The sequence below is a fragment of the Streptomyces mayonensis genome, from assembly GCF_018982965.1.
Lineage (GTDB): Bacteria > Actinomycetota > Actinomycetes > Streptomycetales > Streptomycetaceae > Streptomyces > Streptomyces mayonensis.
In genome coordinates this window covers 1-16,727 of sequence record NZ_JACBYP010000149.1, presented here as the reverse complement: position 1 = coordinate 16,727, position 16,727 = coordinate 1, and the positions used below count along the sequence as shown (strand labels likewise).

The window sequence follows — 16,727 nt, the reverse complement described above, 5'->3', positions numbered from 1 at the left end:
CCCCCCCCCCCCCCCGCCCGCCGCCCCGCGGCGCCCCCCCCCCCCCCCCCCCCCCCCCGCCGCCCCCCGGCCCCCCGCCCGCGCCCGCCCGCCCCCCCCCGCCCCCCCCCCCCCCCCCCCCCCCCCGGCGCCCCCCCCCCCCCCGGGGGGGGCCCGCGGCCGGCGCTCCAGCGTATACGCGTGCCGTCAGGCGTTCAGTCGAACGTGACGTCCGGCGCGCGCTGTTGCACGGGGCTCAGCAACGCTCGTCGGTGAATCCCCTGTACGTGGTGGAGGATCCTTCCGGGAGCACGGTGCCGAACCCGGTGGTGCAGTCGTCGACCGTGTCGGTGCCGGCCGACCAGTACTCCCGGCCCGAGTCCGCCGGGAACTTCAGGGTGCCGAGATCCTCACCCTGGGTGCTGCTGTGGATCCCGGTGGTGATGGTGTAGCGGTCTTCCTGGTCGACGAAGTCCTGCCAGAGCCAGACGTAGCTGTAGTTCTCCTTGCACTCGGGCGAGTAGAACTGCTTCACCGACGCAATGGTCTCGCCGTCGCGCTTGATGTAGCCGGTCTCGCCGATCTGGCGGGCGTCGCCACAGACGTCGGCGGCCTGTGCCTTCTCGCTCAAGGGATTGCCCTTGGGCGAGGGCGCCGTGGACTGCGTCGCGGAACGCTCGGAGGGCGCCGGAGCCGGTCCGCTGCCCGCGAAAGCACTGCCCGCCGGGACCAGGACACAGGCGGCGGCGATCGCCGCCGTTGCGATCAGGCGTGAACGCATGGATTGTTCTCCCCACTTGCTGGTGGTGCGATGACTTCGGAGCACGCCTGAGATGGTGCGGGTCATCCCCTCCCTGCGTGTTCGGAGGAGACGCCGACCGAGCGGTGCTCCGGGGGTTCTACGGGGACGGTGGAAAACTGGTTCAATGGGCGCGCTCATCTGCGAGTCCCCATGGGGCTGAGCGAGGCCGACTTCGTTGTCGCCGGCGCCGGCATCACGGGGAACGGCGAAGAGATCATTTCCTTGCCTTTCAACTGGCAATGTGGTCGCACTCTTGATTTTCCGCGCCTGTTTGAGCATCTGTGACGAACCGGAGCGCGCGCCGCAAGCTCGTTGATCTCCGGTATCACCGAACGGGGCCCAGTCGATCCCGCAGTAGATCAAGTTGCGTCTCCCAGGCCCCGGTCCCGCCCAGAATTCGGGAGTGACAAGAGGTCACCGTGAAACAGGCCCGCACCACCAGATCCAACGGCGGCTGAAGCCGGCGCGAGCGGCTTCCTCGCCCTGCTCCAGCGGCTGACCGCCGTCTCTCCCCCCTGGGGGTGCATCCTGCGACTCGGTGCGTGCTGCCACCCGCACGACGACCCGCCGAAGGAACCCGGGCCGCACTGAAGAACCTCACCGCCGACGCCGCGGTGTCCCGGCCCGGCCGCAGACGCCGGATCCATGCGGCCTTCCGCGGCCGCTCACCCGATCAGAACCTGTCCACCGCAGTCCCCGGACCGCCCCTGATTCCCGGCCCGTGACCGGCGAAACGTCACGGAAGGCTCCCCCGTGAAGGACGACAAGGGGACGAGGAAGGACGCCGGGCCCCGTCAACGAGGCCCCGTACGCTGACGACCGGGGCAAGGGCGACCAGGTGTGGATCTTCGGCGTGAAGCAGGGGAAGGCCGGCAAGGGCAGGATCTTCGTGGTCCGTGCAGCAAGGACGGCCTGGGCCCGGGTCTGCCCGGACAGCGCCGTGCCGAGCATGACCGGGGTGGCCGAGGCCGGGTGCGACCGCACCGCCAAGGACAACCGGCTCTGGTGGGCCGACGCGGTCGCGGGCCGCGGCCCGAAGGACGACCACGAGCGGAAACCTGACCTGTCGCCTCCAGAGGCATTCCTTGCGCCGGTCTTGCTTTTCACTTGTCAAGCGCGCGACGCATGCGCCTGATTGGTGACCTGTCGCGGCGAACGTCCGTAATTGTGCGGTTCGAGTCGCAGGCGGCGTTCCGGTTGAGTCCGCAGCAAAACGTGTCGGGCGCCTCGTTCCCGTCTCCCCCGATCACCTGCGCCCCTCCCCCACCCGAAATGGAGACCCGATGCCCGACAAGGAACCAACGGGTCCGGCAGGACCGCCGGTACGCCGCGCCGTGCCGCTTCCCGGCTCCACGCCCGCAGTCGATTCGGACACGCTGTCGGCCGGCGCCCCGGCGCCCGGCAGATCGACCGGGTCCGCCACAGGGCCGGCCACGCCCGCCTCCATCGGGCCGTCGGCCTCGGAGCGCCCGGACGGGCCGACGGCGACCGTCGAGACTTCGTCGCCCCCGGCCGACGCGACCACCGCGTCCTCAGAGACCGACGGAGACCGTGGTACGGCAACGGCCGGTGCGACGGCGGCCGGGGCCGACGACAACCCGCCGGAGTCCGCCACCGCCGTGGACAAGGGCGAGGAACCGCCCTCGGGCCGCCCCACCAAGGCGCTGCGCGCCGCCGCTGCCCTCACCGGCGCCCTCCTGATAGCCGTACCACTCCTGACCCTCGACACGGGAGACGACGAGAAGGACTCCGGCACCGGACGCGCCGCCGCGGCCGTCTTCCCCGAGGGTGAGGACCCGCAGCACCTTGGCTCGTACAAGGGCAGGACCCCTTCGAGCCAGCCCTCGAATGACGACGACAAGGACGAGAAGGGCAAGGAAGACGGGCTGAAGGGCGGCTCGCAAGTCGAACCCGGCGCCGGCGGCAAGAACTCCCCGGAGCAGGACGAGGACGGAAGCGCGGAAGAGAAGGACGACGGCGCCTCGCCGGAGTCCAAGGACAAGGACGGAAGCGGGAAAGAGAAGGACGACGGCGCCTCCGCGGAGTCCACGAACAAGGGGGCTCTGTACATGGGGCCCGGCCCCATGCTGCCGGACCAGCTGGAGCTGGTGAACACCATGACCGGGATGTGCGTCGATGTCCCGGGCAAGGGCAAGGGCAGGGTGAACGGCCCCGTCAACCAGGACCCCTGTGCGAAGGACCGGCGTACGGACAACCAGGCGTGGTACATGGACGTGAGGAAGAGGAAGTCCAAGCACGGCAGGCTCGTCATTTTCCGCAACGCCAAGGACGGCCTGTGCCTGGATCTGCCCGGGTACGGCGCCGTGCCCGACACGACGGGCGTGGTCGAGGCGCCCTGCAACGGCACGTACAAGGACAACCAGCTCTGGTGGCTGGACCGCCGGGACAACAGCGGGGGTTACTGGATCCGCAACTACCGCAGCGGACAGATGTGCCTGGACGTCTCGGGCAAGAAGCCCGGCAGCGGTGGCGAGGACGCCCGGCTCCGGGTCACGCGCTGCAACCCGAAGGACGACCACACATGGAAGCTGGCCTGAACCCCTCTCGGAGCCGGGTCTCCGTTCCACGGTCCGCACGGCGGACGAAGGGGCCCCTGCGGCAGGCGGATTAGGTTCTGGCGGTCCTCGCAACACTCACGACGTTGGGAGTTGCGAGGACCCCTTCGTCCGCCTCGGGATCCCCCGGACTCACTCGCGGGGACTCCGGCCGGCGGCCGGCCTCCTGCCCGTGGCAGCGCCCCGACGCCAGGAGACGAGCGGCGCCCCGGTGAGTTTCCCGCGGCCATGCGCCGGTGGCCGGCCGGCGCCCGGACCGGAGTGGGCAGAGTCCGAGCGCACATGCCGGGTCGTGAGGCCTTCGTTCTGGGAAGACAGGATACTGAGGCGCGGTTACTTCTTCCCGCTCCCGGATGCCCCTCCGTGCCGGAACTCCACCACGTCCCCGTCCTGCATCACGTAGTCCTTGCCCTCCATGCGGGCCCTGCCCTTGGCGCGGGCCTCCGCGACCGAGCCCGTTTCGACCAGGTCGTCGAAGGAGATGACCTCGGCCTTGATGAAGCCCTTCTGGAAGTCGGTGTGGATGACACCGGCGGCCTCGGGGGCGGTGGCGCCCTTCTTGATGGTCCAGGCGCGGGATTCCTTGGGGCCGGCCGTCAGGTAGGTCTGCAGGCCGAGGGTGCGGAAGCCGACGTGGGCGAGGGTGGCGAGGCCGGGCTCGTCCTGGCCGACGGACTGGAGGAGCTCCAGTGCCTCGTCCTCGTCCAGCTCGGTGAGGTCGGCCTCCAGCTTGGCGTTGAGGAAGATCGCCTCGGCGGGGGCGACCAGGGCGCGCTGCTCGTCCTTGAAGCCGTCGTCGGTCAGTTCGTCCTCGTCGACGTTGAAGACGTAGAGGAAGGGCTTGGTCGTGAGGAGGTGGAGGTCGTGGAGGAGCTCCGCGCGCTCGGTGCCCTGGAGGATGCCCTGCGAGAAGAGGGTGTCGCCCTTCTCCAGGATCTCCTTGGCCTCCTCGACCGCCTTGACCTTGGGCTGGATGTCCTTCTTGATCCGGGACTCCTTCTGGAGGCGCGGAAGGACCTTCTCGATGGTCTGCAGGTCGGCGAGGATCAGCTCGGTGTTGATCGTCTCGATGTCGTCCTTCGGCGAGACCTTGCCGTCGACGTGCACGACGTTCTCGTCCTTGAAGGCGCGGATGACCTGGCAGATCGCGTCGGACTCGCGGATGTTGGCGAGGAACTTGTTGCCCAGGCCCTCGCCCTCGCTCGCGCCGCGCACGATGCCCGCGATGTCGACGAAGTCGACCGTGGCCGGGAGGACCTTCTCCGAGGAGAAGATCTCCGCCAGCTTCGCCAGGCGGGGGTCGGGGACGCCGACCACGCCGACGTTGGGCTCGATCGTGGCGAACGGGTAGTTGGCCGCCAGCACGTCGTTCTTGGTCAGGGCGTTGAACAGGGTCGACTTGCCGACATTCGGCAGACCGACGATTCCGATCGTGAGCGACACGTTGCGACTTCCCGTACGTCAGGGTGGGGTGAGTGGGCCGATCCACCAGTCTACGGGGTGTGCGTACCGGGCCCGTCCGGAGTCGAACGCTTGGCCAGGCCGCATCCGACGGCGTGTCTGTCGGCCTATTCGGCACATAAACCGACCTAAGTTGGTCCAGTGGAGCAACACAGGACGCGACCTGCACAGTACGGACCGCGACAGAGCAGCCGGGCGACGCTGCCCCCGCAGGCACGCGGCGGCACCGCTGCCGTCCGGCGGCCGCCGGCAGCGCGGGCGGCGAGTGCCGCGCCCAAGACGCCCAAGGCACCCGGGGCCGGCGCTCCGGCGGTGGCGCGGGTGGTGGCGCGCGCGGTGCGCGCCGTGCGGGGCATGCCCAACCCACGGCTGACCGGGCTGGGCGGCGGCCTGTTCTGCGCGGCCGTGATGGTCCTGCTGGGCTTCCTCGACGCGCTGCTGTTCGGCGCGTCCCTGACCGTGTACGGGGTGCTGTTCGTGCCGGTGTGCCTGCTCACCGCCTGCTGGGTGCGCAGGAACGACCTGCTGACCGCCCCCGTCGTCGTACCGATCGCCTTCGCCGTGGGGCTGGTGACGGTGGCCGAGAGCGGGGACGGTCCCGGCGGGCGGCTGATGGGCATCGTGACCGCGCTGGCCACCGAGGCGGGGTGGCTGTACGGCGGGACGCTGGTCGCCGGGGCGACGGTGATCGTCCGCCGGGTCCGGCTGGTGCGGCGCCGGGCCGCGGCCCGGAAACGCTCCGCCGCCTGACCTGCCGCGCTCAGCCGGCCGCCCGCATCGCCGCGCCCACGATCCCCGCGTTGTTCTGGAGCTGGGCGGGGACGATCTCCGCCTGGATGCCCTCGATGTGGTGCAGGAACTTGTGGGACTTGCGGCTGACCCCGCCGCCGATCACGAACAGCTCGGGCGAGAACAGCATCTCCACGTGGGCGAGGTACTTCTGGACGCGCCGGGCCCACTGCTCCCAGGACATGTCGTGGTCGTCCTTGACCTTGCTGGAGGCGCGCTTCTCCGCGTCGTGGCCGTCCAGCTCCAGGTGGCCCAGCTCGGTGTTGGGGACCAGGACGCCGTCGGTGAAGACGGCACTGCCGATGCCGGTGCCGAAGGTCAGCAGGACGACCGTGCCCTTGCGGCCGCGGCCGGCCCCGAAGGCCATCTCGGCGACGCCCGCCGCGTCCGCGTCGTTGACCACGGTCACGTCCAGTCCGCCCAGCCGTTCGCCGAACAGGGCACGGGCGTCCGTGTCGACCCAGCTCTTGTCGACGTTGGCCGCCGTGCGCACCGTGGCGCCGCCGGTCACCACGCCCGGGAAGGTGAGCCCGACCGGGCCGGTCCAGCCGAAGTGCTCCACGACCTGCCCGACCCCGTCGGCCACGCCGTCGGGGGTCGCCGGGTGCGGGGTCAGCACCTTGTGGCGCTCCTGGGCCAGGTCGCCCCTGTCGAGGTCCACAGGGGCGCCCTTGATCCCGGATCCGCCGATGTCAACGCCGAAGATCTGCATGGCCCTACGTTACGACGGCCCGCTGACGGTCACGTCCCGTATCCACAGGCCTCCTCGGGCGCCGGACGCTCCCGTCCACAACCGTCGGGCGCCGGACGCCCCGTCTCGGGTGCCGGACGCTCCGTCCGCAGCCGTCAGGCGCCGGGCGCTCCCGCCGCGCCCGAGCCGCCCCGCTCCGCCACCAGGGACGCCGCCTCCTCGCGCAGGTCGCGGCGGAGCTCCTTGGGCAGGGAGAAGGTGATCGACTCCTCGGCGGCCTTGACGATCTCCACGTCCTCGAAGCCGCGCTGCGACAGCCACTCCAGGACCTGCTCGACCAGCACGTCCGGGACGGAGGCGCCGGAGGTGACGCCGACCGTGGTGACGCCCTCCAGCCAGGCCGCGTCGATCTCGTCGGCGAAGTCCACGAGGTACGCCTCGCGGGCGCCCGCCTGCTTGGCGACCTCGACGAGCCGCTTGGAGTTGGAGGAGTTGCGGGAGCCGACGACGATCACCAGGTCGGCCTCGGCGCCCATCTGCTTGACCGCGAGCTGGCGGTTCTGCGTGGCGTAGCAGATGTCGTCGCTCGGCGGCGAGATGAGCTGCGGGAACTTGTCCTTGAGGGCGTCGACGGTCTCCATGGTCTCGTCGACGGAGAGGGTGGTCTGGGAGAGCCAGACGACCTTCGACGGGTCGCGGACCTCGACCTTGGCGGCGTCCTCGGGTCCGTCGACGAGCTGGATGTGGTCGGGCGCCTCGCCGGAGGTGCCGATGACCTCCTCGTGGCCCTCGTGGCCGATCAGGAGGATGTCGTAGTCGTCGTTCGCGAAGCGGACGGCTTCCTTGTGGACCTTGGTGACGAGCGGGCAGGTGGCGTCGATGGTGGCGAGCCGGCCGCGCTCGGCCTCCTCGTGCACGACGGGGGCCACGCCGTGCGCGGAGAACATCACGATGTTCCCCTCGGGCACCTCCTCCGTCCGCTCGACGAAGATCGCGCCCTTCTTCTCCAGGGTCTGGACGACGTACTTGTTGTGGACGATCTCGTGCCGGACGTACACCGGAGCCCCGTACTGCTCCAGGGCTTTCTCGACGGCGATCACGGCGCGGTCCACACCCGCGCAGTAGCCACGGGGGGCGGCGAGCAGGACACGGCGGCCAGGCGAAGCAGTCATGGCACCCATCGTAAGGCCGCGTTCGGCGGGTCAAAGATCGCGTGGGTCCGGCGTTGCCGGGGAGACTGGCGGGAACGCTGCGAAGCAGAGTCCGAGGCACTGGCGGAGGCACGATGTCGCAGAGCGGTACGAAGGCCGAGGGGGCCGGTGGGGAACACCAGCTGAGGCGCAGTCTGGGCTTCAGGGACCTGGTCGTCTACGGGCTGCTGTTCATCGCGCCCATGGCACCGGTCGGCGTGTTCGGCACGCTGGACGCCAAGTCGCACGGCGCCGTGGCCCTCGTGTACGTCGTCGCCACGATCGCGATGGCGTTCACCGCATTCAGCTACGCGCAGATGGTGCGGGTGGTCCCCCAGGCGGGCTCGGTGTTCGCCTACGCGCGCACGGGGCTCGGCAACGGGGCCGGGTTCGTCGCGGGCTGGATGGCGATGCTGGACTACGTCCTGATCCCGGCCGTGGCGTACCTGTTCTCCGGCATCGCGATGGAGGCGCTCGTCCCCGAGGTCTCGCGGTGGGTGTGGACGGCGATCGCGGTGGTCGCCACGACGCTGCTGAACCTGTGGGGCGTGCGGACGGCGGCCCGGGTCGGCTTCCTGGTGCTCGCCATGGAGATCGTCGTACTGATCGTCTTCGTGGTGGCGGCGATCGTGGTCCTCGCGCGGGACGGTGCCGCCCGCGACTGGCTGTCGCCGCTGTCCGGGGACGGCACGCAGGGCGCGTTCGCGCTGTCGGCGGTGGTCGGGGCGGTGTCGGTGGCGGTGCTGTCGTACCTGGGCTTCGACGCGATCGCGACGTTCGCGGAGGAGGTCACCGGCGGGTCGGCGAAGGTGGCGCGGGCGCTGCTGTTCTGCCTGGCGCTGGCCGGTGTGCTGTTCGTGGCGCAGACGTACCTGGTGGCGCTGCTGGAGCCGGCGTCGTCGGCGGAGCTGGCGGCGGAGCCGGAGCGGCAGGGGTCGGCCTTCTACGACGCCGTCGACGCGTCGGTGGGCACCTGGCTGCACGACCTGGTGGCGGTCAGCAAGGCGATCGGCGCGGCGTTCGCGGCGCTGGCCGGGCAGGCGGCGGCCGGGCGGCTGCTGTTCGCGATGGGCCGCGACCGGCGGCTGCCGGGGGTGCTGTCGCGGACGGATGCCGGGGTGCCGCGCGTGGCGCTGCTGGTCTCGGCCGTGATCACGATGGCGGCGGCGGTGTGGGCGGCGCGCCGGGACGACGGTCTCGACCACCTGGTCTCGGTCGTCGACGTCGGCGCGCTGACCGCCTTCACGCTGCTGCACGCGAGCGTGGTGGGCTGGTTCGTGGTCCGGCGGGGCGGCGGTCCGGTGAGCTGGTGGCGGCATCTGCTGGTCCCGGTGCTGGGAGCGGCGATCACGATCGCGGTGATCGTGGAGGCCTCCGGAACGGCGCAGACGGTCGGGGCGATCTGGCTGGCGGTGGGGCTCGTGGTGCTGGCGGTGCAGTGGCGGGGGCGGCGGGACGGGGGCACGGGCGCGGGCGCGGATACCGGCACGGGTACGGGTACGGGTACGGGTACGGCGGGACTGTGATCCCGGGCGGGCGGCCGCCGGAACCCGAGTATCAGCATCGGTGTCGGACCCTCCCGTTACGCTCGGGCGCATGGCTGTTAACTCGACGTCCGAGAGTCCCCTGCCCGTGGGCGAGGTGTCACGGCTGATCGGGGGCTGGATCGACCGGCTCGGCGCGGTCTGGGTCGAGGGGCAGATCACGCAGCTGTCGCGGCGGCCGGGCGCCGGTGTGGTGTTCCTGACGCTGCGCGACCCGTCGTACGACATCTCGGTGAGCGTGACCTGCTACCGGCAGGTGTTCGACGCGGTGGCGGACCTGGTCGGCGAGGGCGCCCGGGTGGTCGTGCACGCCAAGCCGGAGTGGTACGCGCCGCGGGGGCAGCTGTCGCTGCGGGCCGCCGAGATCAAGCCGGTGGGTGTCGGGGAGCTGCTGGCGCGGCTGGAGCGGCTGAAGAAGGCCCTCGCGCGCGAGGGGCTGTTCGCCCCGGAGCGCAAGAAGCCGCTGCCGTTCCTGCCGCAGCTGATCGGCCTGGTGTGCGGGCGGGCGTCGGCGGCCGAGCGGGACGTCCTGGAGAACGCCCGGCACCGCTGGCCCGCGGTCCGCTTCGAGGTGCGCAACGTCCCGGTGCAGGGTGTGCACGCCGTGCCGCAGGTGGTGCAGGCGGTGAAGGAGCTGGACGCGAGGGACGACGTGGACGTGATCGTCGTCGCGCGGGGCGGTGGCAGCGTGGAGGACCTGTTGCCGTTCTCGGACGAGCAGTTGGTGCGGGCGGTGGCCTCCTGCCGTACGCCGGTCGTCTCGGCGATCGGCCACGAGCCGGACAGCCCGCTGCTGGACCTGGTCGCCGACCTGCGTGCCTCCACCCCGACCGACGCCGCGAAGAAGGTCGTGCCGGACGTCGGCGAGGAGTACGAGCGGGTACGGCTGCTGCGGGACCGCGCCCGGCGGTGCGTGGCGGCGTTCGTCGACCGTGAGGAGCGAGGGCTGGCCCACGCGCTGGCCCGGCCGTCGATACAGGACCCGCACCGGATGATCGACGAGCGGGCCGAGCAGGTGACGGCGCTGCTGGACCGGAGCCGCCGGACGCTGCGCCACCATCTCGACCGGGCCGACTCCGAGCTGACGCACACGCACGCGCGCGTGGTGGCCCTCTCCCCCGCCGCGACCCTCAAGCGCGGGTACGCCGTACTGCAGCGGGCCGACGGCCACGCGGTCCGCGACCCGGGTGAGGTGGAGCCCGGCGAGACGCTGCGCGCACGCGTGTCCGAGGGCGATTTCTCCGTACGAGTCGACGCATAGGGTGGGTGGATGACCAGCGAGGTGGAGCAGCCGACGGCGATGTCCGAGGCGCTCGGTTACGAGCAGGCGCGGGACGAGCTGATCGAGGTCGTCCGGCGGCTGGAGGCCGGCGGTACGACGCTGGAGGAGTCCCTCGCCCTGTGGGAGCGGGGCGAGGAACTGGCGAAGGTCTGCCGCAACCGGCTGGACGGCGCCCGCGCCCGCCTGGACGCGGCGCTGGCCGAGGAGGAGGCGGACGACGAGGAGACCGCGCGGGAGGACACCCCCTGACCCTCCCGGCGACCTGACCCTCCCTGTGAAGCGGATCACCGCGTTCCCTTTTTGGTTGAAGCTTGAACTTTCTTGGCGTACGGTCGCCCTGTCAACGGCTCCCGGCCCCACGCCGTGCGCAGCCGACGCAACCCCGAGAAAGTTCACGCATGTCTCTCGTTCTTGACGCCGCCGCCCAGGACCTGCTGTTTCGCGAGGCCCGCACCGCGAACACCTTCACCGACGAACCGGTGACCGACGAGCAGGTGCAGGCGATCTACGACCTGGTCAAGTACGGTCCGACCGCCTTCAACCAGTCGCCGCTGCGCATCACGCTGGTCCGCTCCCCCGAGGCCCGCGAGCGCCTCGTGCAGCACATGGGTGAGGGCAACCGGCCCAAGACGGCCACCGCCCCGCTGGTCGCGATCCTGTCGGCGGACAACGAGTTCCACGAGGAGCTGCCGGAGCTCTTCCCGCACGCACCCCAGGTCAAGGACGCCTTCTTCAGCGAGCGCCCGGTGCGCGAGGGCGCCGCCTCGCTGAACGCCGCCCTGCAGGCCGCCTACTTCATCGTCGGCGTCCGCGCCGCGGGCCTCGCCGCCGGGCCGATGACCGGCGTCGACTTCGAGGGCCTCCGCAAGGAGTTCCTGGACGACGACCACACCCCGCTGATGGTCGTCAACATCGGCCGCCCGGGCCCGGACGCCTGGTTCCCGCGCTCGCCGCGCCTCGCGTACGAGCAGGTCGTCACGACGGTCTGAGCCGCACCGCTTCCCGCGGGCACACGGCGAAGCCCCCGGCCCGCACTCCGTCGGCCGGGGGCTTCGTCACGGCACCGGGACCGGAGGCGTGCCGGACCAGCGTCAGGTCAGCTTCAGCGCCGCCGCCATCTTGCCGAGCTGCTCGAACGACCCGGTGCCGGCCACCACCGTCGTGGCGCCCTTCATGTCGTCGCCGCCCTCGAGCACCAGCGCGTCGTACCGGCCGCCCGTGTAGCGGGTCCAGGTGCGGCCGCCGATCTCCTCGGTCTGCTCGGTCGCCCGCGCGCCCTGGCTGGCGCTGTCGATGAACGCGGCCGGCTTCTTCGTGGACTGCTCGATCGCCACGTACTCGCCGTCCGGGGCGTGGAAGCCCAGGTGCCAGGCGTCGGAGTCGTGGCCCTGGAAGCGGACGGAGGTCGGCTTCCAGTCCTCGGACAGGCCCTCGGGCGCCGCCACCGGGTACGGCGCGGCACGCTGCGCGGTCAGCAGCTCCACGCGGTAGTCGACCCGCTTGACGTCCGGTTCGCCGTCGTCGTGCGGGATGAAGATCCAGATCACACCCGCCGCCAGGACAATGACCCCGAGGGAGAGGATCATGTCTCGGGCGGACTTCTGCTTGCCGTTCGTACCTGCCACGTCCCCCATCGTCGCAGGTGCCTGATCCGCTCATACGTGGGGTCCCCTGCTCATTTTGTCGGACTGGCGATAGAGTCTTGGCCAAACCCTCATCCGGCCGTCGTCGTATCAGAAAGGTGCGTTCCGATGACCGAGCATCACCTGCCGTCCGAACTGGACGTCCCCTCAGAGGCCCCCGACCGCAACCTCGCCATGGAGCTGGTGCGGGTCACCGAGGCCGCGGCGATGGCCGCCGGCCGGTGGGTCGGGCGCGGCGACAAGAACGGCGCCGACGGTGCCGCCGTGCGTGCCATGCGGACCCTCGTCCACACCGTCTCGATGAACGGTGTCGTCGTCATCGGCGAGGGCGAGAAGGACGAGGCGCCGATGCTCTTCAACGGGGAGCGGGTCGGCGACGGCACCGGGGCCGAGGTCGACATCGCCGTCGACCCGATCGACGGCACCACGCTGACCGCCAACGGCATGACCAACGCGATCGCGGTGCTGGCCGCCGCCGAGCGCGGGTCCATGTTCGACCCGTCCGCCGTCTTCTACATGGACAAGCTGGTCACCGGTCCGGAGGCCGCCGACTTCGTCGACATCAACGCGCCCGTGTCGGTGAACGTCCGCCGGATCGCCAAGGCCAAGCGCCGCACCCCCGAGGACGTCACCGTCGTCATCCTCGACCGGCCCCGGCACCAGGGCCTGATCAAGGAGGTGCGGGAGACCGGCGCCCGCATCAAGCTGATCTCCGACGGCGACGTGGCCGGCTCCATCCTGGCGCTGCGCGAGGGCACCGGCATCGACCTGCTGCTCGGCATCGGCGGCACGCCGGAGGGCATCATCTCGGCCTGCGCGGTGAAGTGCCTGGGCGGCACCATCCAGGGCAAGCTGTGGCCCAAGGACGACCAGGAGCGGCAGCGTGCGGTCGACGCGGGGCACGACCTGGACCGGGTGCTGACCACCGACGACCTGGTCTCCGGGGACAACGTCTTCTTCGTCGCGACCGGCATCACCGACGGCGAGCTGCTGCGCGGGGTGCGGTACCGCTCGGAGACGGCTACGACCGACTCGATCGTGATGCGGTCCAAGTCGGGCACGGTGCGGCGGATCGACTCCGAGCACCGGCTGAGCAAGCTGCGGGCCTACAGCGCGGTCGACTTCGACCGGGCCAAGTGAGTTCCGACCGGGCCACGTGAGTCCGGCGGCCCCGCGGGGCGCCCGCTGAGGACACGGCCCCGTGCCCACCGGGCCGCCGACGGCCCCCGCGCCGGAACGTGCGGCGGCCCGTGCCTCGGGCAGGCCGCGCTTCCCGGCACGACGAGGGCGCCCCTGTGCGGAGGGGCGCCCTCGTCGTGTCCCGGGGTCTCGGGGCCCCTGCTCGGGGTCCCGGGGCCGATACGCCTTCGGGCCGGACGGACCCTAGCCCGCCGCCGCTATGCGGCCCGTCGTGCGCGCGGCCTTCTTGAGTTCCACGTCGCGGCGGCGGCGCCTCGCCAGGACCACCCGGCGCTCGGCGGCGGTGAGGCCGCCCCAGACGCCGTACGGCTCGGGCTGGAGGAGGGCGTGCTCGCGGCACTCGACCATGACCGGACAGCGGGCGCAGACCCGCTTGGCGGCCTCCTCGCGGGAGAGCCGGGCGGCGGTCGGTTCCTTGGAGGGGGCGAAGAACAGTCCGGCCTCGTCGCGCCGGCACACCGCCTCGGTATGCCACGGAGCGTCTTGGTCCCTGTCCCGCACCGGCCCCCGCTGGGCCGGAACGGCAGCTACCTGCAGGGACGAATGCGGCGGTTGCAGCACGGTCTACTCCTGACGACGGCTTCGCGAGCGAGAGACGATGCGTCAAGGCTTACCCGTTGTGCGCGCGCCTATGCACAGGGTTCACAACCGCTGGCGGCGCCGTGCCGCAGCCGCGCTACAGGTGCTTGCGCAGACCCTTGTCGACCTTGCGCTGCACCCGGTCGATGAGGTCCGCGACGAACTTCCCGCGCTTGGGACGCGCCTCCACATGCCCCAGTACGGCCCAGCCGTCCACGTAGACGACGGGGGCGTCGGGCTCGGACGAGTCGAGGGTGTGCACCTCGAAGTTGCCGAGGACACCGCCGCCGGTGCCGCGCAGCGACACGTTCTCCGGGACGCGCACCTCGACGCTGCCGAAGACGGAGAACGCCTTGACGACGACCTGCTGGTACTCGAAGACCGCCTCGCTGAGGTCTATCTCGATGCTGCCGAAGACCGCGTAGGCGTGGATGCGGCGGTTGGCCCGCCGGCGGCCCTTGCGGACGGCGCTGCTGAACACCGCCACCACGTTCTCGTCGGGTTCCAGCGGGATGGCGCCCGGGGTGGGGCGGTGGGGAGCCGGGGCGGCCGGATCCCGGTCGCGGTGCGCGGCGGGCAGGTCCCGCACGAAGACGTCCAGCTCACCGACGGTCTTGGCGGCCAGCACGCCCTCGACGCGCTCGGCGTGCTCGTCGGCGGTGAGCCGCCCCTCGGCGAGGGCTTCGCGCAGCATGTCGGCGACGCGGTCGCGGTCGGCGTCCGAGGCGCGCAGGTCGGAGGTGCGTGCGGCGGTGCCGCGAGCGGCCGCATCCTGGGGCTGGGCGTGCTTCTGAAGGTCCACGGCAGCAGAGTACCGAAACGCGATAGATCGCGACCAGCCCCGTGGACAACCTTGTCGCACACACCCGCCCCGCAACCGCCCGGCCACGGCGCCCCACCGCCCCGCCGCCGTACTGAGCCTTACCTCACAAGCCCGGCACCGGAGCCAGGTTCTACGCTGGTTGGCGCTGCCGACGGAGGCCAGCCGTCGTTGCCGGGACGGGCGCCGGGAGATCCGGCGGGATCCAGCCGTACCCGGCCGCGCGTGATGTCGAGTGAGGAATGGGCGAGATGCCTGAGTTCGCGTACACCGATCTGCTCCCCCAGGGCGAGGACACCACTCCGTACCGGCTGGTGACCGCCGAGGGTGTCTCCACCTTCGAGGCCGACGGGCGGACGTTCCTCAAGGTGGAGCCCGAGGCGCTGCGCAAGCTGGCCGAGGAGGCGATCCACGACATCCAGCACTACCTGCGCCCGGCCCACCTGACGCAGCTGCGCCGCATCATCGACGACCCGGAGGCGTCGGGCAACGACAAGTTCGTCGCCCTGGACCTGCTGAAGAACGCGAACATCGCGGCGGCGGGCGTGCTGCCGATGTGCCAGGACACCGGCACGGCGATCGTCATGGGCAAGCGCGGGCAGAACGTGCTGACGGCCGGCGGCGACGAGGAAGCCCTCAGCCGCGGCGTCTACGACGCCTACCAGAACCTGAACCTGCGCTACTCGCAGATGGCCCCGCTCACCATGTGGGAGGAGAAGAACACCGGCTCCAACCTCCCCGCCCAGATCGAGCTGTACGCGACCGACGGCGGCGCCTACAAGTTCCTCTTCATGGCGAAGGGCGGCGGCTCGGCCAACAAGTCGTTCCTCTACCAGGAGACCAAGGCCGTCCTGAACGAGTCCTCCATGATGAAGTTCCTGGAGGAGAAGATCCGCTCGCTGGGCACGGCCGCCTGCCCGCCGTACCACCTGGCGATCGTCGTCGGCGGCACGTCGGCCGAGTACGCGCTGAAGACCGCGAAGTACGCCTCCGCGCACTACCTGGACGAGATCCCCGCCGAGGGCTCCGCGCTCGGGCACGGTTTCCGGGACAAGGACCTGGAGGAGAAGGTCTTCGAGCTGACGCAGAAGATCGGCATCGGCGCGCAGTTCGGCGGCAAGTACTTCTGCCACGACGTGCGTGTGGTGCGGCTGCCGCGGCACGGGGCGTCCTGCCCGGTCGCCATCGCGGTGTCCTGCTCCGCCGACCGGCAGGCGGTCGCGAAGATCACCGCCGAGGGCGTCTTCCTGGAGCAGCTGGAGACCGACCCGGCGCGGTTCCTGCCGGAGACGACGGACGCGCAGCTGGAGGAGTCCGGAGACGTCGTCGAGGTGGACCTCAACCAGCCGATGGACGACATCCTCGCCGAACTGACCCGGCACCCGGTCAAGACCCGGCTGTCGCTGACCGGGCCGCTGGTCGTGGCCCGCGACATCGCGCACGCCAAGATCAAGGAGCGGCTGGACGCGGGCGAGGGGATGCCGCAGTACCTGAAGGACCACCCGGTGTACTACGCGGGCCCCGCGAAGACGCCGGAAGGGTACGCCTCCGGTTCCTTCGGGCCGACGACCGCCGGGCGCATGGACTCCTACGTGGAGCAGTTCCAGGCGGCGGGCGGCTCGAAGGTGATGCTGGCCAAGGGCAACCGGAGCAGGCAGGTCACCGACGCGTGCGACACCCACGGCGGCTTCTACCTGGGCTCGATCGGCGGTCCGGCGGCGCGGCTCGCGCAGGACTGCATCAAGAAGGTCGAGGTCGTGGAGTACGAGGAGCTCGGCATGGAGGCGGTCTGGAAGATCGAGGTGGAGGACTTCCCGGCGTTCATCGTGGTGGACGACAAGGGCAACGACTTCTTCCAGGACCCGGCCCCGCAGCCGACGTTCACGTCGATTCCGGTGCGGGGGCCGGGGCCGGCGTAGCGCGTACGGAGCTTTTCGAACGCCGGACGGGCCGGTGTGTCGGCCCCTCCGGCGTCTGAGCAGCGGGGGCCCGGGGGCGGAGCCGCCCGGAGGAAGGGACGGGTCAGGCCGGCGGGGGCGAAACACACCCGCCGGCCCCCCCCCCCCCGGACCCCCCCCCCCCCCCCCACCCCGCCCCCCCGCCCGCCCCCCCCCCCCCCCCGCACCCCACCCATGGCGCGGGACCCGGGCCCCCCGCCCCCCAATGGCGCG

At 71.4% G+C, this 16,727-nt stretch carries 17 protein-coding genes; 10 read left to right on the top strand and 7 right to left on the bottom strand.

The genetic code is table 11. The features are described from left to right. Positions 1-235: 235 nt before the first annotated feature. Positions 236-760, bottom strand: coding sequence for a hypothetical protein (locus HZS56_RS34090; protein ID WP_216724696.1), 525 nt, complete (start codon positions 758-760; stop codon positions 236-238). Between the two features lie 171 nt (positions 761-931). On the opposite strand from HZS56_RS34090, the gene HZS56_RS38845 reads away from it, so the two are divergent. From HZS56_RS38845 to HZS56_RS34080, 3 genes are all read left to right on the top strand, one after another. Beyond that, positions 932-1,066, top strand: coding sequence for a hypothetical protein (locus HZS56_RS38845; RefSeq protein ID WP_301543116.1), 135 nt, complete (start codon positions 932-934; stop codon positions 1,064-1,066). Between the two features lie 553 nt (positions 1,067-1,619). Further along, the gene (locus tag HZS56_RS34085; RefSeq protein ID WP_216724695.1) at positions 1,620-1,916 is read left to right on the top strand and encodes a hypothetical protein; all 297 of its coding nucleotides are present in this window, start codon (positions 1,620-1,622) and stop codon (positions 1,914-1,916) included. Positions 1,917-2,064: 148 nt separating this feature from the next. Beyond that, positions 2,065-3,339, top strand: coding sequence for an RICIN domain-containing protein (locus HZS56_RS34080; RefSeq protein ID WP_216724694.1), 1,275 nt, complete (start codon positions 2,065-2,067; stop codon positions 3,337-3,339). A 351-nt stretch (positions 3,340-3,690) separates the two neighbouring features. Here the strand turns inward: HZS56_RS34080 and ychF are convergent, their stop codons facing one another. Beyond that, positions 3,691-4,800 carry a redox-regulated ATPase YchF gene (gene ychF, locus HZS56_RS34075; RefSeq protein ID WP_216724693.1) on the bottom strand — a complete coding sequence of 370 codons (1,110 nt, stop codon included), beginning with the start codon at positions 4,798-4,800 and terminating at the stop codon, positions 3,691-3,693. Positions 4,801-5,172: 372 nt separating this feature from the next. Between ychF and HZS56_RS34070 the strand changes: the two genes are divergently transcribed. Then, on the top strand, positions 5,173-5,568 hold the full coding sequence (locus HZS56_RS34070) for a DUF6542 domain-containing protein (protein WP_374201238.1): 396 nt from the start codon (positions 5,173-5,175) through the stop codon (positions 5,566-5,568). Between the two features lie 10 nt (positions 5,569-5,578). On the opposite strand, the gene ppgK is transcribed toward HZS56_RS34070, so the two are convergent. Both ppgK and HZS56_RS34060 read right to left on the bottom strand, forming a co-directional pair. Continuing rightward, positions 5,579-6,319, bottom strand: coding sequence for a polyphosphate--glucose phosphotransferase (gene ppgK / locus HZS56_RS34065; protein ID WP_216724691.1), 741 nt, complete (start codon positions 6,317-6,319; stop codon positions 5,579-5,581). 134 nt (positions 6,320-6,453) lie between these two features. Continuing rightward, the gene (locus tag HZS56_RS34060; RefSeq protein ID WP_216724690.1) at positions 6,454-7,479 is read right to left on the bottom strand and encodes a 4-hydroxy-3-methylbut-2-enyl diphosphate reductase; all 1,026 of its coding nucleotides are present in this window, start codon (positions 7,477-7,479) and stop codon (positions 6,454-6,456) included. Positions 7,480-7,583: 104 nt separating this feature from the next. Here HZS56_RS34060 and HZS56_RS34055 point away from each other — a divergent pair, with 104 nt between their 5' ends. The 4 genes from HZS56_RS34055 (at position 7,584) to HZS56_RS34040 (ending at position 11,303) form a co-directional block, all read left to right on the top strand. Further along, positions 7,584-9,014, top strand: coding sequence for an APC family permease (locus HZS56_RS34055; RefSeq protein ID WP_216724689.1), 1,431 nt, complete (start codon positions 7,584-7,586; stop codon positions 9,012-9,014). A 70-nt stretch (positions 9,015-9,084) separates the two neighbouring features. Then, entirely contained in the window at positions 9,085-10,293 is a 1,209-nt protein-coding gene (gene xseA, locus HZS56_RS34050) for an exodeoxyribonuclease VII large subunit (RefSeq protein WP_216724688.1), read from the top strand. A gap of 9 nt (positions 10,294-10,302) precedes the next feature. After that, a complete protein-coding gene (locus HZS56_RS34045) occupies positions 10,303-10,563 on the top strand; it encodes an exodeoxyribonuclease VII small subunit (protein WP_216724687.1) in 261 nt (86 codons plus the stop codon). A gap of 149 nt (positions 10,564-10,712) precedes the next feature. After that, positions 10,713-11,303, top strand: coding sequence for a malonic semialdehyde reductase (locus HZS56_RS34040; RefSeq protein ID WP_216724686.1), 591 nt, complete (start codon positions 10,713-10,715; stop codon positions 11,301-11,303). Positions 11,304-11,405: 102 nt separating this feature from the next. Here HZS56_RS34040 and HZS56_RS34035 read toward each other — a convergent pair whose 3' ends face one another. Continuing rightward, positions 11,406-11,939 carry a DUF4245 domain-containing protein gene (locus tag HZS56_RS34035; protein WP_216724685.1) on the bottom strand — a complete coding sequence of 178 codons (534 nt, stop codon included), beginning with the start codon at positions 11,937-11,939 and terminating at the stop codon, positions 11,406-11,408. A 126-nt stretch (positions 11,940-12,065) separates the two neighbouring features. On the opposite strand from HZS56_RS34035, the gene glpX reads away from it, so the two are divergent. Next, positions 12,066-13,097: a class II fructose-bisphosphatase gene (gene glpX, locus HZS56_RS34030; RefSeq protein WP_216724684.1), complete on the top strand. Its 1,032-nt coding sequence runs from the start codon at positions 12,066-12,068 to the stop codon at positions 13,095-13,097. Between the two features lie 243 nt (positions 13,098-13,340). Here the strand turns inward: glpX and HZS56_RS34025 are convergent, their stop codons facing one another. Then, positions 13,341-13,718 (bottom strand): WhiB family transcriptional regulator, encoded by a 378-nt coding sequence (locus tag HZS56_RS34025; protein ID WP_030145767.1) that lies wholly within the window; start codon positions 13,716-13,718, stop codon positions 13,341-13,343. Positions 13,719-13,833: 115 nt separating this feature from the next. After that, positions 13,834-14,538, bottom strand: a complete 705-nt coding sequence (locus tag HZS56_RS34020) for a DUF1707 domain-containing protein (RefSeq protein WP_216724683.1) — start codon at positions 14,536-14,538, stop codon at positions 13,834-13,836. 260 nt (positions 14,539-14,798) lie between these two features. Here HZS56_RS34020 and HZS56_RS34015 point away from each other — a divergent pair, with 260 nt between their 5' ends. Beyond that, on the top strand, positions 14,799-16,475 hold the full coding sequence (locus HZS56_RS34015) for a fumarate hydratase (RefSeq protein ID WP_301543115.1): 1,677 nt from the start codon (positions 14,799-14,801) through the stop codon (positions 16,473-16,475). Positions 16,476-16,727: the final 252 nt, after the last annotated feature.

What these genes read in the sequence shown, in the direction of transcription:
- HZS56_RS34060 (WP_216724690.1), bottom strand. Translation starts at nt 7,479, where the DNA reads ATGGGTGCCATGACTGCTTCGCCTGGCCGCCGTGTCCTGCTCGCCGCC.
- HZS56_RS34080 (WP_216724694.1), top strand. Translation starts at nt 2,065, where the DNA reads ATGCCCGACAAGGAACCAACGGGTCCGGCAGGACCGCCGGTACGCCGC.
- HZS56_RS34015 (WP_301543115.1), top strand. Translation starts at nt 14,799, where the DNA reads ATGGGCGAGATGCCTGAGTTCGCGTACACCGATCTGCTCCCCCAGGGC.
- HZS56_RS38845 (WP_301543116.1), top strand. Translation starts at nt 932, where the DNA reads ATGGGGCTGAGCGAGGCCGACTTCGTTGTCGCCGGCGCCGGCATCACG.
- ppgK (WP_216724691.1), bottom strand. Translation starts at nt 6,319, where the DNA reads ATGCAGATCTTCGGCGTTGACATCGGCGGATCCGGGATCAAGGGCGCC.
- xseA (WP_216724688.1), top strand. Translation starts at nt 9,085, where the DNA reads ATGGCTGTTAACTCGACGTCCGAGAGTCCCCTGCCCGTGGGCGAGGTG.
- HZS56_RS34040 (WP_216724686.1), top strand. Translation starts at nt 10,713, where the DNA reads ATGTCTCTCGTTCTTGACGCCGCCGCCCAGGACCTGCTGTTTCGCGAG.
- HZS56_RS34090 (WP_216724696.1), bottom strand. Translation starts at nt 760, where the DNA reads ATGCGTTCACGCCTGATCGCAACGGCGGCGATCGCCGCCGCCTGTGTC.
- HZS56_RS34045 (WP_216724687.1), top strand. Translation starts at nt 10,303, where the DNA reads ATGACCAGCGAGGTGGAGCAGCCGACGGCGATGTCCGAGGCGCTCGGT.
- HZS56_RS34055 (WP_216724689.1), top strand. Translation starts at nt 7,584, where the DNA reads ATGTCGCAGAGCGGTACGAAGGCCGAGGGGGCCGGTGGGGAACACCAG.
- glpX (WP_216724684.1), top strand. Translation starts at nt 12,066, where the DNA reads ATGACCGAGCATCACCTGCCGTCCGAACTGGACGTCCCCTCAGAGGCC.
- HZS56_RS34070 (WP_374201238.1), top strand. Translation starts at nt 5,173, where the DNA reads ATGCCCAACCCACGGCTGACCGGGCTGGGCGGCGGCCTGTTCTGCGCG.